The following is a 13,724-nucleotide window of genomic DNA, read 5'->3' on the forward strand; positions in this document are numbered from 1 at the left end:
TTCTCAATCTAGGTAATCAAGTGCGCCAAGCGCAAGACCGTGCCGAGATTTTCTGGTACGTCCGTCCATGCATTCGTCACCAAAAACCGGGCAGTCGGCACTATTGCGACTGAGGGACACCAGAGCCGGGCGGGCACCGGCCGCCGCAAAGGGCAATTAGGCTAGGGCTCGTGCCGATCACACGAACGCTCGCGAGACTGGCCGGCAGCTGCATCCTGGCCGCTGTCCTTCTCGCTGGGCTGCTGTTCCCACTCGCCGGCGGCTTCGGCTATATCTCGAACCGAGCCGCCGACGCCGTCGACAATGTCTCCGCCGAACTGGTCGAGGGCGCGGTGCCCGCGGTCTCGACCATGGTCGATGCCAGCGGTACGCCGTTCGCATGGCTGTACGAGCAGCGGCGCTTCGAAGTCCCGAGCGACAAGATCTCCAACGATATGAAGCTGTCGCTGGTCTCCGTCGAGGACAAACGCTTCGCCGAACACGGAGGTGTGGACTGGCAGGGCACCTTCCGGGCCTTCCTGACCAATACCTCCGGCGGTGAAGTGCAGCAGGGCGGCTCCACCATCGACCAGCAGTATGTGAAGAACTACCTGCTGCTGGTGGTGGCCAAGACCGACGCCGAACGCCGCGCCGCCATCGAAACGACTCCAGCCCGCAAGATCCGCGAGATCCGGATGGCGCTGACGCTGGACAAGCAGCTCACCAAGGACGAGATCCTCACCCGCTATCTGAACCTGGTGCCGTTCGGCAACTCCTCCTACGGCATCCAGGACGCCGCCCAGACCTATTTCGGGGTGGACGCCAAGGATCTGACCATCGTGCAGTCGGCGATGTTGGCCGGCATGGTGCAGTCCAGCTCCAAGCTGAACCCGTACACCAACCCCACGGGTGTGCTGGAGCGCCGGAACACCGTGCTGGACACGCTGATCGGGAACATCCCGAGCCGCGCCGACGAATTCCGCGCGGCCAAGACCCAGCCGCTGGGCGTGCTGCCCGAGCCGAAGGGGCTGCCGCGCGGCTGCATCGCGGCCAATGATCGCGGGTTCTTCTGCGATTACGCGCTGCAGTATCTGGCCAATGCGGGCATCAGCCGCGACCAGATCGACAAGGGCGGCTACCTGATTCGGACCACCCTCGATCCGGATGTGCAGAACGCGGTGAAGGCCGCGGCCTCGCAGAACGCCGATCCGAATCTGGACGACATCGCCTCGGTCACGAATATCGTGGCCCCGGGCCAGGATTCGCATCCGGTGCTCGCCATGGCCTCGAGTCGCACGTACGGGCTGGACGGAAATGCGCATCAAACCGTTCAGCCGCAGCCGTATTCGCTCGTCGGTGACGGTGCGGGCTCGATTTTCAAGCTCTTCACCACGGCTGCGGCAATGGAAAAGGGCCTGGGCATCAGCGCGCAGCTGGATGTGCCCGCGAATATCCAGGCGAAAGGCATGGGTAACAGCGGCACGCCCGGCTGCCCGGCCGAAACGTACTGCGTCAAGAACGCCGGCAACTACAAGTCGCCGATGTCGGTGACCGAAGCCCTGGCCACCTCGCCGAACACCGCCTTCGTCAAGCTGATTCAGGCGGTGGGCGTGACCCCGACGGTGGATATGGCCGTGCGCCTGGGCATGCGGTCCTACGCACAGCCCGGCACCTCCGGGCACGGCAACCAGAGCCTGGCCGACATGGTCAAGGAGCAGAACCTCGGTTCGTTCACGCTCGGCCCGTTCGCCGTGAACGCTCTGGAACTGTCGAATGTCGCGGCGACGCTGTCGTCCAGCGGCCGCTGGTGCCCGCCCACTCCGATCAAGGAGGTGGTGGATCGCAGTGGCAAGCAGGTCCCGCTCACGCAGCAGGCCTGTGAGCAGGTGGTGGATCCCGGATTGGCGAATACGCTCGCCAATGCGATGAGCCATGACGTGATCGCCGGCGGTACCGCGGCCGGGTCCGCCGGATCGATCGGCTGGAACCTGCCGCTGTCGTCCAAGACCGGAACCACCGAGACGCACCGCTCGTCGGCCTTCCTGGCCTTCAGCGGCTCGTTCTCCGGCGCGACCTACATCTACGGTGACAGCCCGACGCCGGGCGAGATCTGCTCGTACCCACTGCGCAACTGTGGAAGCGGAAACCTGTACGGCGGTAACGAACCGGCGCGTACCTGGCTGAGCGCGATGAAGAACGTGCTCGGCAAGTTCCCCCCGCTGGGTCTGCCACCGGTCGACGACAAGTACGTGCGAGGTTCCAATAATTCACAGATCCCGGATGTCATCGGCCAGCAGCAGGCCGAGGCCACCTCGACGCTGATCGCGGCGGGCTTCCAGGTGTCGGTGTCCTCGGCGCCCGGCCCGAACAAGGGCTCGGTGCTGAGTTGCTCGCCGGATGGTTCGGCGATTCCGGGTTCGGTGATCACGATCTCCGTGAGCGACGGCAGTCAGCGCCCCGCGCCGCCGCCCAGCGACCCCGCGGCGCCGACCATCCCGGGTCTCCCCCAGATCCCCGGACTGCCCCGGCTCCCACCGATCCCCATTCCGATCCCGATTCCGCGCTAGCCGAATCCCGATCGACCGCACCAACTGACCACGGCCCCACACCGATTCGGTGCGGGGCCGTCGTCATGTTCCACACCCCGCATCCCCACTGCCGGCTTCGCCACAGCCCGTCCCACCAGATCACGCAGCCCGCAGAGAGCCTGCGCAACCCCGATACGGCCTGCGAGATAGGGCCTGTGCCAGCCCGCCGCGCCGACTCACGCTTGCCTGCTCAGTGGAAGCGCGAGGCCCCTCGCCTGTACGGCGAGGGGCCTCGTGTTGTTCAGTCGCCGGGCGAAGCCTGGCGTCAGAGGCGCGCTTTCACGGCGGCCGAGACGCGGGAGCCGTCGGCGCGGCCCGCGGCGAGGGCGGTGGCGATCTTCATGACCTGGCCCATCTGCTTCATGTGCGGCCGCTCCCCGAGCTGCTCGGCCACATCGGCGATGGCGGTGTCGGCAATGTCGGCGACCTCGGCGTCGGTGAGCGGGGTCGGCAGGTATTCGTCGATGATGGCCTCTTCGGCGCGTTCGGTGGCGGCGAGTTCACCGCGGCCGTTCTGCTCGTAGATGACCGCGGATTCGTTGCGCTTCTTCGATTCCTTCGACAGCACGGCGATCACTTCGGCGTCGGTGAGTTCCTTCGCCGCCGTGCCCGCGACCTCGGCGGTCTGGACGGCGGCGAGCAGACTGCGCACGGTGTTGAGGCGCAGCGTGTCCTTGGCCTTCATGGCCGTGGTGAGATCGGCACGCAGCTTCGATTTGAGTTCCGACATGGCCGCCACGCTACCGTTCATCACCTGCGAGCCTGTACGCATTTTCCGTGGGTCGCCTATTCTGGGCAAATGCCCGTTATCTCGACCGCCACCCTTCGCCGTACCGCACTGGGAGCCGCAGGGGCCGCGGTCGCCGGAGTCGGATACGCCACGCTGATCGAGCGCAATGCCTTCACGCTGCGTGAGGCGACGCTACCGGTGCTGGAGCCGGGCAAGCCGTCGCTGCGGGTATTGCACATCTCCGACCTGCACATGATGCCCGGCCAGCAGTTGAAACAGGCCTGGCTGCGGGAGCTGGATCGGCTGGAGCCGGATCTGGTGGTCAATACCGGCGACAATCTCTCGCATCTGAAGTCGGTGCCCGCGGTGGTGCAGGCGCTGGGCGGGCTGCTGGCGCGTCCGGGCATTTTCGTGTTCGGCTCGAACGACTATTTCGCGCCGGTGCCGAAGAATCCGCTGAAGTACTTCAAGAAGGATCACAAGCGCGTTTTCGGCGACCCGCTGCCGTGGCAGGACATGCGGGCGGCGTTCACCGAGCGCGGCTGGCTGGATCTGACGCATGTGCGCCGCGATATCGAGGTCTCCGGGGTCAAGATCTCTACCGCGGGCGTAGATGATCCGCATCTGAAGCGCGATCGCTACGACACCGTGGCAGGTGCGCCGAATCCGTTGGCGGACTTGAGCATCGGGCTGACGCATTCACCGGAGCCGCGGGTGCTGGATCGTTTCGCCGCGGACGGCTACGACCTGGTCATGGCCGGTCATACGCACGGCGGTCAGCTGTGTGTGCCGGGTTTCGGTGCGCTGGTGACCAATTGCGGTATCGACCGGTCGCGGGTGAAGGGTCCGTCGCAGTGGGGTTCGCATACGCAGCTTCATGTTTCGGCCGGCCTGGGCACCTCGCCGTGGGCGCCGTACCGGTTCTGCTGCCGCCCGGAGGCGACGCTGGTGACCCTTGTCGGTGCGCCGCCGAAGAAGCCGGTCACGAAGTCGGGTCGCGGGCGTACCGCGTCGGAGGCTGTCGCGCGTTAGGCGCTTGCCGCGATATACGTCGCGGTATGTAGTCGTCAGTCAGGGGACAACCGTGACCAGTGGTAACGAACCGAACGAGGATCCGACAACACGGGGTCCGGATCCGAACTGGTGGCAGGGTGCGCCCGAACCGGATTCGCCGTGGCAGTCGAATCCGCAGCCTACGACGCCCTATACGGGTGGGCCGTACAGCCCGCAGCCCGGGCCCGATCCGTATCAGGCACAGCCTTATCCGGGTCAGCCCCACCCGAGTCAGCCCTATCAGAATCAGCCGTACCAGAGTCAGCCCTATCAGCAGTCGCCGTATCAGTCGGGGCCCACGCCATATCAGACGTCGCCGCCACCGCCGTACGGACCGCAGCCGGGGTACGGGCCTCCCCCACCCGGTGGCGGTGGCCGCAAAGGCCGGCTGATCGCGGGCATCGGCCTGCTGCTCGTGGTGATCATCGGCGCTGTCATCACAGTTGTTCTGGTGAACCACAATTCGAGCGAGCCGTCGGCGAAGTCGACCACGACGCCGTCGCTGATCAGTGCGCTCACCCCGAGCAATTCCGCCGCCCCATCGGGCAGTAAACCGTCGTCCGCACCGAAGACTACCTCCGGTAGCGGCACCACTCCGGCTCCGGTCATTCCCGGCTATCAGGTGGTGGCGATTCCGGATAACGGTGCGGCATACGACATTCCGACAACCTGGAAGGTCGATACCAGCGGCCAGACCACCTTCTCGAGTGGCAACGATTCGGTCCCCATCGCGGGTCTGGCCCAGGACGGCCTCGAATACTGCCCGAACTACGTGCGCACCAACGTATTTCTGAGCCAGTCGACGGAAACCGATCCCGCCAAGGCGGCCGCCGACATCGGCACCCGCATGGGCCGCATCGGCTGGTCCACCTCCACCGGCGCAACCCCCGGCCCCTCCGAATCGTTCACCAGTACCGACGGTCAACTGCAGGGCATCTACATGGAGACAAAGGGTTCCGCCCCCGCCCCCGCCGCCGGCTGCGCCTCGACCTACTCCGTTTACACCTTCGCCTTCCCCGGCGGCAATGACGGCGCCTTCGTCTTCACCATCGCCGCCGACACCGGCGTAGCCAACTCCGTAGACGCCACCTTCGCCAAGAAGATCCTCGCCAGCATCCGCCCGATGTAGCCCCCACGCCCCCGATTTCCGCCCGTTTTATACCACCTGACCAGCAGATTTAGTATCCCCCGCACCAATAAGTTAAGCTACTCCACGTTCGCCTCACGGGGTGTGGCGCAGCTTGGTAGCGCGCTTCGTTCGGGACGAAGAGGTCGCAGGTTCAAATCCTGTCACCCCGACGTGTTGGTTGAGACACATGAAAGGCCCCCGGCCATTGGCCGGGGGCCTTTCTGCTGTTCGGGTCAGCTTGCGGTGGGGCGGAGGCTGCGGGTGCCGAGGCGCTGGGCGCGGTCGGTGATGAGGGTGGCGAGGGCGGTTTCGGTGGTGGGGTCGGCGGGGGTGAGGACGAAGAGGCAGTGGTCGGAGCCGTCGGGGGAGATGAAGGTGTCGTAGTGGACGGTGAGGACGCCGTGCCGGGGGTGGCTGATGCGTTTGCGGCCGTGCCGGCGGTCGTGGACGTCGTGGTCGTTCCACCAGGCGGCGAATTCCGGGCTGGCGGTGCGCAGTTCGTCGATGAGGGTGCGCAGGCCGGTGTCGTCGGGGTGGCGGGCCAGGGTGCGGCGCAGATTGCCGACGGTTTCCCGGGCCACCTGGGGCCAGTCGAGTTGGCCGGCCAGGGTGACGGGGTCGAGGAAGATGAGGCGGGCGGTATTGAGGCCGGGGCCGAAGTCCTCGCCGAATAGTGCTGCGGCCGCGGCATTCCGGGCCAGCACGTCGTAGCGGAAGTCCATGGCGTAGGCGGGCAGCAGCGGCATGCCGTCGAGGATGGCCTGCATGGTCGGGCTCAGCGGTGCGGGTGCGCTGCGTGAGGGCGGTTGTGCGCCTCGGGCGATCAGGTGCAGATGGGCGCGCTCGGAGTCGGAGAGCTGCAGCGCGATCGCGATCGCATCCAGAACCGCGGCACCGGGGGTGCCGACCCGGCCCTGTTCGAGGCGGATGTACCAGTCGATGCTCACCGCGGCGAGCTCCGCGACCTCCTGGCGGCGCAGCCCGGGCGTGCGGCGCTTTCCGGAACCGGGCAGCCCGGCCGCTTCGGGGGTGAGGCGTTCGCGCATCGCACGCAGGAAGGAGCCGAGCTCGACTCCGGAGTCCGCTTTGTCCACGATGTCCATCCTTGCCGATCGGGTGGCACGCCGGATACCAGGATGCGCGCAGCCTTCCCCGTATTCCCATATTTCAAGATGATTGTCTCAGTTCTTGAAACACAGTTCGAGGAGGGACGCCATGAACCGCACCGCACGCACCCTGTCCATCACCGGTGCCACGGCCGGCCTGCTGCTGGCCGCGGCCTGCGGGAACGACACGCAGTCCACCCCCGCGACCACCGCCGCCGCACCGGCGCACCCCGCCGACTACGTCCAGGTCCGCTCGGCGGTGCCCGCGGCAGCGGCCCAGTTCACCGTGACGAGCCCCGACGGCCCGTCCGGCGGGACGTTCCCGGCCGACGGCTTCGCCGCCGCATTCGGTTGCACCGCGGCCAATCACGCACCGAGGCTGCACTGGTCGGGAGCTCCGGCGACGGCGAAGAGCTTCGCGGTGACCATGTTCGATCCCGATGCCCCGAGCGGCGCCGGCTTCTGGCACTGGATGGAGTGGGACATCCCCGCCACCGCAACCGATTTCACCGAGGGCAGCCCCGCGGTCGCCGGAGCCAATGACGCGGGCGCGACCGGCTACGTCGGCCCGTGCCCGCCCAGCGGCGACAAGGCCCACAACTACCAGATCACCGTGCTGGCCCTGGACACCCCGAGCCTGGGCCTGCCCGCGACCACCTCCCCCACGGTGACGTCCTTCAGCATGAACAGCCACATCATCGCTTACGGCCGCCTGACCCTGACCGCCCAGCGCCCCTGATCAGCACGCCCGCAACAGCTTTCCCACAGGCCGGGCGTCGCCGGCACGCGAACACCCCGGCCTGCATGACAGACGCCCCGCCGCAGTGCCGGTATGCACTGCGGCGGGCGCCACATTGACGGCCCGTGCAGCGTGGCCACATCACTCGCGGGACCCGCCTGGGAGACCGTCAGGCGATCCCGATCGAACTCATATCGCATCCCGCGGCCGAGTATTCGTGTGGTCTCTGCGCCGCTGACAGCGCAGAGACCCCGGCCTGCAACTGGCCCGGGGTCTCTGCGCTACAAGGGATTTCAGCCCAGGTGCAGGCGCTTCATGAGCCGCAGCGTCATGAGCGTGCTCTTGAGCTGCTTCTCGTAGGGCATGCCCGAACGAGCGGCGAGGATCTGCTTCTTCTGCACGCCCACATTGATGGTGTCGGTGTACTTGAGAATGCCGGCCGCACCGTGCCGGGTGCCGACGCCGGAGCTCTTGACCCCGCCCGAGGGCGTGCCCTTGGCGGCATAGGTGGTGACGAATCCGTCGTTGATATTGATGGCCCCGGATTCGATCTTGGCGGCAATGCGGCCCGCGCGGTCGAAGTCCCCGGCCCAGACGCTGGCATTGAGACCGTAGGCGGTGTCGTTGGCGAGGCGGATGGCCTCGTCGTCGGTACCGAACTTGTACACGGCGACAACGGGTCCGAAGGTTTCCATGGTGGCGTGCGCCATATCCTTGGTGACGCCGGTGAGCACGGTCGGCTCGAAGAACGCCGGGCCGATATCCGGGCGGGGCTTGCCGCCGGTCAGCACGTTCGCGCCCTTGTCGCGGGCTTCGTCGACGTGCGCGGCGACGCGCTGCATATGCTCGACGGAGACGAGCGAACCCATTTCGGGATCGAAGTCGTAGGTGGCGCCCATCTTGGCGCCCAATTCCTCTGCGGCGGTGACGAATCGGCGCACGAACTCGTCGTACACCTTCTCCTGCACATAGATTCGCTCGATGTGCATACAGGCCTGCCCGGTATTGCCGAAGACGGCGAAGGTGGCGCTGGGGATGCATTCGTCGAGGTTGACGTCGTCGAGCACGATCATCGGGTTCTTGCCGCCGAGTTCCAGCGAGCAGCCGATGAGATTGCGCCCGGCCTGCTCACCGATGGTGCGCCCGGTATTGGTGGACCCGGTGAACATGACGAAGTCGACATTGTCGATGAGCGTCGGGCCGACATCGGGGCCACCGCCGCACACGATCTGCACCAGCCCGCGCGGCAGGCCGGCCTTGTGCAGCAGTTCGATACCGAACAGCGTGCACAGCGCGGTCTTGTTGTCCGGCTTGAGAACCAGGCCGTTGCCCGCCATGAGCGCCGGCATGGAATCGGACATCGAGATGGCGAAGGGGAAGTTCCACGGCGCGATGACCGCGACAACACCCTTGGGCCGGTGCTCCTCGGTGGAAGTGGTGATGATCGGCATGGGCCCGCTGCGCTTCTTGGACCGCAGCGTCTTCTCGGCGGTCTTGAGGTAGTGCGCGATGACCATGGGGGTGTCGCAGGCCTCTTCGATGGCCATGCGCCGCGCCTTGCCGCACCCGATCTGAATCAGGTCCGCAATGGTCTCGATCTCGGAGAGGATGAGCTCGTGCGCGCGTTCGAAGACTTCGAGCCGCTGCTTGAGCGGGCGACGGGCCCACTCGACCTGGGCGGCGCGGGTGATGTCGACAGCGGTCTTGACGTCCTCAGGCGAGGACTGCGGCAGCAGGCCGACCGCGTCGCCGGTGTAGACCTCGATCATTTCGTAGGGCTCGCGCGCTTCGCCCGCCTTACCGGCCGTCACCATGGCGGTGAGCCGGTTGACCAGCGATTCCGTGACGCGCGGCGGCAGCTTTGCGCGCGAGCCGCTCTGCGTACTCGTTGTGCTCATGGCGTTCTCTCCATAACTTGCCGCCCCGTGACGGCGGTCACCATGTCTCAAACTAGAACACGTTATTGTTCATGACAACGGCGCGGGGTAGTTTCGTCCCGGAATCTGCGGAAAGAAAGGTCGGCGATGACGACAGCCACTGCTGAAACAAGTAGCAATACCGAGCCTCATGCTCTCGTGGAGAAGCGAGGCGCGACGCTCATCGTCACCATGAACCGCCCGAAGTCCCGGAATGCGCTGACCGGCGAGATGCTGGCCATCATGACCGAGGCGTGGGAGCGCGTGGACAGCGATCCGGAGATCCGCTCCTGCATCCTCACCGGTGCGGGCGGCTCGTTCTGCGCGGGCGCGGACCTCAAGGCCATGAACAAGCGCAATCCCAGCGACGGCATGGCCGAGGGCAGCGCCTTCGATCCGACCCGCATGCCGGGTCTGCTCAAGGGCTACCGCCTCAGCAAGCCGCTGATCGCCGCGGTCGAGGGCCCGGCCATTGCCGGCGGCACCGAGATCCTGCAGGGCACCGATATTCGCATTGCCGGTGAGAGCGCCAAATTCGGTATCTCCGAGGCGAAGTGGAGCCTGTTCCCGATGGGCGGCTCGGCCGTGCGCCTGCCCCGCCAGATCCCGTACACCATCGCCGCGGAGCTGCTGCTGACCGGCCGCCACATCACCGCCACCGAGGCGCTGAACTTCGGTCTCATCGGCCACGTGGTCCCGGACGGCGCCGCGCTGGACAAGGCCCTGGAGATCGCCGAGCTGATCAACAACAACGGCCCGCTGGCCGTGCAGGCGATCCTCAAGGTCATTCGTGACACCGAGGGTATGCACGAGTTGGACGCCTTCCAGATCGATGCCAAGGTCGGCTTGCCGGTCTTCCGCAGTGACGATGCCAAGGAGGGCCCACGCGCCTTCGCCGAGAAGCGTAAGCCCAACTTCCAGGGCAGGTAACCCCAACACTGCGATGGTCCGGTGCGGCCCTGCACCCGCCGGACCGTCGTCAGCGGGCGAGGATCTCCTCGTCGAGGAAGCCACCCGATTGATGACGCCACAGCTGCGCGTACATCCCTTCCGCGTGCAGCAGTTGCTCGTGGGTGCCTTCCTCGATGATTCGCCCGCGATCGAGCACCACCAGCCGATCCATACCGGCGACGGTGCTCAATCGGTGCGCGACCACCAGCGCCGTACGCCCTTCCATCAATTCCCAGAGCGCTTGCTGCACAAGCTTTTCGCTTTCGGAGTCGAGGGCGCTGGTGGCCTCGTCGAGCAGCAGGATCGGTGCGTCGCGCAGAATGGCCCGCGCCAGCGCGACCCGCTGTCGTTGCCCGCCGGACAGTTTCACACCGCGTTCACCGAGCAGCGTCTCCATGCCCTGCGGCAGGTTGTCCGCGAATTCGGTGACGTGCGCGGCGTCCGCGGCGCGGCGGATATCGGCATCGGTGGCGCCGGGCCGCGCGAACAGGATGTTCTCCCGCAGGCTGCGGTGGAACATGGCCGGATCCTGCGGCACATACGCGAGCTGACTGCGCAGATCGGCCTGCCGCAGCCGTGAAATATCCTGCCCGCCGATGCGAATGCTGCCGTCGTTGATATCCATCAGGCGCAGCAGCAGCTGGGTGATCGTGGTCTTGCCGCCGCCGGAGCGGCCGACCAAGCCCAGCTTGTGTCCGCTCGGGACCTGCAGATCCAATCCCGTGAACAGCGGTGCGGCGCCCGCGTGCGTGAAGTGCACCCGATCGAACCGCACATCGGAACCCTTGGGCTGCAACGCTTCCGGTTCCTGCGGATCCAGCACGGTGGCCGGCTTCAGCAGCAGTTCGGTGAACTGCGCCGATTCGGTGAGCGTGCTCTCCAGCCGCCGGTAGATCTGGTTGAAGCGGAACATGATCGCCGTCGCGTTCCAGTAGTACGTGAAGGCCACCATGATGGCCGCGACCGAGGCGTGCCCGCCGCGCAGCCCGAGCACGATCAGCAGTCCGGCCACATTGGCGATCACCACCAGCGGTGTCACCACGGTGTCGATCCGCAGGTTCGCATAATCCCAGGAGCGCAACGACTTCCGCCGCTGTTCGGCGACCCGCCGCCGATGCTCGGCCGCCTCCTGCCGTTCGGCCGCGAAGGCGCGCACGACCTGCATATTGGCCAGGCTGTCGGCCACATGACCGGACACCAGCGCGATGGCGGCCTCGCGCTCGTCCACCCGCGCCTGCCGCCGCGCGATCAGCGGCGCGATGACCAGCCCGGTCAGCACTAGCAGGCCGATGAGCACCACGACCAGCAGCGGGTCGTAGCGCCACAGCACCACCGAGGCGAACCCGAGCGGCACTACGGCGGCGAAGATCTCGAAGGCGAAGGTGTCGACGAACTGCTCGAAGCGAGTGGCGAAGCTCAGCGCCCGCTTGGTGAGCGATCCGGCGAAGTTGTTGTGGAAGAACGCCGCGTCCTTGGCCAGCAATTCGTCCATGGCGATGATGTACAGGCTCTCGATACCGTAGGCATCGAGTCGGTTGAGGCAGTGTATTCCTATGCGCCACAGCACCTCCGCCACGAGGATCGCGGCGGCGAAGCCGAGCACGTACGGTCCCACCGTGGCGAGGCCGGAGTCACCGGTCGCGGCGACGCGGCCGATGAGCACCGCGACAAGCAGTGGTGCGACATAATTTTGGCAGGTGGCGCCTAGTGCGGGTCCCAGCATGCCGATGGCGGTCAATAACTTTCGCCGGGCCATTTCCCGGCCGTAATAGCGCAATACCAGTCTGATCGCGGGCGCGCGCGAGCTCATCCGTCCCCTCTCGAATTGGATGTTCGAGCAGTGCAGAAGAGCTATCGTGCCTCGCGGGGACGAGTTCGGGCCAGCGATTATTCGCTAGGTAGTTGCAGGAGGAGGGGTCGGCGCTGGGCAACCGTAGAGCCCCGATTGCCCAGCGCCGGGACGGATACCGGTCGGAGCACGAGCCGGTATCCGCACGACGGTTCAATCCGTCGGCTTGACCATGCGGCCGACTATCCGGCGCATGACGCCGGGCAGGAAGCGCCGCATGAGGTAGGTGGGATAGGCCTGCCCGGGGAAGACGAACAGCGGGTTCTTCGGTTTGGCGAGAGCCTTCTCCAGTGCGTCGATGACGCCTTCGGGACTCATACCGCCTTCTCCGCCGAGTACCGAGGCGTTCTCTTCCCGGACCTTGTCCAGGAAGGCGGTTTCCACCATGGGCGGGCACAGGCCGAGCAGCCGCACACCGCTGCCCTGCAGTTCGTAGGCGAGGCTGTCGATGAATCCGATGACCGCGAATTTGGAGGCCGAGTAGCCGGCCATACCGGGTGAGGGCAGCCAGCCCGCCACGGACGCGAACAGCACGACGGTGCCGGTCCCCGCCTGCTTCATGGCCGGGATGACGGCCTGACACAGGTTGACGGTGCCGATGTAGTTGACGTCGATCATCTTCTTGATCTGTGCCACATCATGATCCAGCGCGGAGGCGTGCACATGGCACATTCCGGCGGCGTGCACCAGCCGGTCGATGGTGCCGAGTTCACCGCGCACCTTGTCCACCACCGCGCGCACCTGCTCCGGATCGGAGACATCGCAGGTATAGGTGGACATATTGGGCGACCGCCGCGCGGTCTCGGCCAGCCCGTCGGGATTGAGATCGACGGCCGCGACCTTCCACCCGGCGGCGGCGAGGCGCTGCGCGACGATCTTGCCCATACCGCTCGCGGCGCCGGTGACGAGCGCGGTCTGTGTCATCGGTTCCCCCTGGTCTGCAACACCGTCGCGGCATTGTCGAAAGTCATTGCGAGCGCTCCGATCCGGCTGGCGAACAGCGCACCCCTGGGCAGGCCGAGGGCACGCAGCTGATCGGAGACGGGGTGGTCGCCGAGTTCGACGCGGACACCGCCGGGCCGCCCGCGCACCCGGCTCGGATTCATGAGCCAGGGTGTGCGCCGCAGCATGCCGTTGCGGAAGGTGTACGCGTCGATGGACGCGCCGCCCGCACCGCCGGGCATGGGCAGCCCGTCGGCCACCCGCAGCGCGATGACGAGTTGTCCGTCCACCCGCACCTCGCAGCGATGGCCGCCGCGCACGGGGGTGATGTCGATATCCGCCATCAGCTTGGGGAAGCCCCAAATCGATTGTCCGGCTTCACAGGTGAAGCTCTGATTGACCGGCAGCCAGTGGATGTAGGCCCCGGTGCTGCCCTTGTGTCCCGGCTGTTTCGCCATGAGCGAGAAGGCGAATTCGTGGTACGGCCCCAGGTCTCCGTCGATGTATCGCACGAAGGCGAGGGACAGGACGGCCCGCCCGAGCACGGTGATCGGTTCCAGGCCGGCCGGGGCGAGCAGTGCGCGCGCCGCGCCGGCATGCACCAGGAAGAGCGCGGAGCTGGCATCGGCATGGCGGATTTCGACCGGCATGCGGACTTGCTCACCGAGTACCGTATGCGCCTCCACCATGTCCAAATTAGAACAGGTTCTTGTGATGTTCGCCATGGATTCGGCCAAGGTAT

Annotated in this window: 11 protein-coding genes and 1 tRNA gene; 6 read left to right on the plus strand and 6 right to left on the minus strand. The window is 66.5% G+C overall.

The window, feature by feature from the left end; translation table 11 throughout:
• Positions 1-170: 170 nt before the first annotated feature.
• Entirely contained in the window at positions 171-2,546 is a 2,376-nt protein-coding gene (locus tag OG716_RS29720) for a penicillin-binding protein (RefSeq protein WP_405133838.1), read from the plus strand.
• 286 nt (positions 2,547-2,832) lie between these two features.
• On the opposite strand, the gene OG716_RS29725 is transcribed toward OG716_RS29720, so the two are convergent.
• Entirely contained in the window at positions 2,833-3,297 is a 465-nt protein-coding gene (locus OG716_RS29725) for a GatB/YqeY domain-containing protein (RefSeq protein ID WP_327143281.1), read from the minus strand.
• A gap of 69 nt (positions 3,298-3,366) precedes the next feature.
• On the opposite strand from OG716_RS29725, the gene OG716_RS29730 reads away from it, so the two are divergent.
• From OG716_RS29730 to OG716_RS29740, 3 genes are all read left to right on the plus strand, one after another.
• Positions 3,367-4,329: a metallophosphoesterase gene (locus OG716_RS29730; protein ID WP_327143280.1), complete on the plus strand. Its 963-nt coding sequence runs from the start codon at positions 3,367-3,369 to the stop codon at positions 4,327-4,329.
• Positions 4,330-4,381: 52 nt separating this feature from the next.
• Positions 4,382-5,479 carry a hypothetical protein gene (locus tag OG716_RS29735; protein ID WP_405133839.1) on the plus strand — a complete coding sequence of 366 codons (1,098 nt, stop codon included), beginning with the start codon at positions 4,382-4,384 and terminating at the stop codon, positions 5,477-5,479.
• Between the two features lie 96 nt (positions 5,480-5,575).
• A tRNA-Pro gene (locus tag OG716_RS29740) sits at positions 5,576-5,649 on the plus strand.
• 63 nt (positions 5,650-5,712) lie between these two features.
• Here OG716_RS29740 and OG716_RS29745 read toward each other — a convergent pair.
• Positions 5,713-6,573 (minus strand): helix-turn-helix transcriptional regulator, encoded by an 861-nt coding sequence (locus OG716_RS29745; RefSeq protein ID WP_405133840.1) that lies wholly within the window; start codon positions 6,571-6,573, stop codon positions 5,713-5,715.
• Between the two features lie 121 nt (positions 6,574-6,694).
• Between OG716_RS29745 and OG716_RS29750 the strand changes: the two genes are divergently transcribed.
• Positions 6,695-7,324 carry a YbhB/YbcL family Raf kinase inhibitor-like protein gene (locus OG716_RS29750; protein ID WP_405133841.1) on the plus strand — a complete coding sequence of 210 codons (630 nt, stop codon included), beginning with the start codon at positions 6,695-6,697 and terminating at the stop codon, positions 7,322-7,324.
• 293 nt (positions 7,325-7,617) lie between these two features.
• Here the strand turns inward: OG716_RS29750 and OG716_RS29755 are convergent, their stop codons facing one another.
• On the minus strand, positions 7,618-9,222 hold the full coding sequence (locus tag OG716_RS29755) for a succinic semialdehyde dehydrogenase (RefSeq protein WP_405133842.1): 1,605 nt from the start codon (positions 9,220-9,222) through the stop codon (positions 7,618-7,620).
• A gap of 126 nt (positions 9,223-9,348) precedes the next feature.
• Here OG716_RS29755 and OG716_RS29760 point away from each other — a divergent pair, with 126 nt between their 5' ends.
• Positions 9,349-10,170, plus strand: a complete 822-nt coding sequence (locus tag OG716_RS29760; protein WP_405133843.1) for a crotonase/enoyl-CoA hydratase family protein — start codon at positions 9,349-9,351, stop codon at positions 10,168-10,170.
• A gap of 49 nt (positions 10,171-10,219) precedes the next feature.
• Here the strand turns inward: OG716_RS29760 and OG716_RS29765 are convergent, their stop codons facing one another.
• The 3 genes from OG716_RS29765 to OG716_RS29775 all read right to left on the minus strand — a co-directional run bounded on the left by OG716_RS29765 (position 10,220) and on the right by OG716_RS29775 (position 13,671).
• Positions 10,220-12,001 (minus strand): ABC transporter ATP-binding protein, encoded by a 1,782-nt coding sequence (locus OG716_RS29765; RefSeq protein WP_405133844.1) that lies wholly within the window; start codon positions 11,999-12,001, stop codon positions 10,220-10,222.
• Positions 12,002-12,193: 192 nt separating this feature from the next.
• Positions 12,194-12,964 (minus strand): SDR family NAD(P)-dependent oxidoreductase, encoded by a 771-nt coding sequence (locus OG716_RS29770; RefSeq protein WP_405133845.1) that lies wholly within the window; start codon positions 12,962-12,964, stop codon positions 12,194-12,196.
• Complete coding sequence (locus tag OG716_RS29775; RefSeq protein ID WP_405133846.1) at positions 12,961-13,671, minus strand: acetoacetate decarboxylase family protein; 711 nt, start codon at positions 13,669-13,671, stop codon at positions 12,961-12,963. Before OG716_RS29775 ends, OG716_RS29770 begins: the two co-directional genes overlap by 4 nt.
• Positions 13,672-13,724 lie beyond the last annotated feature (53 nt).

It is taken from the genome of Nocardia sp. NBC_01388 (assembly GCF_045040085.1).
GTDB lineage: Bacteria > Actinomycetota > Actinomycetes > Mycobacteriales > Mycobacteriaceae > Nocardia.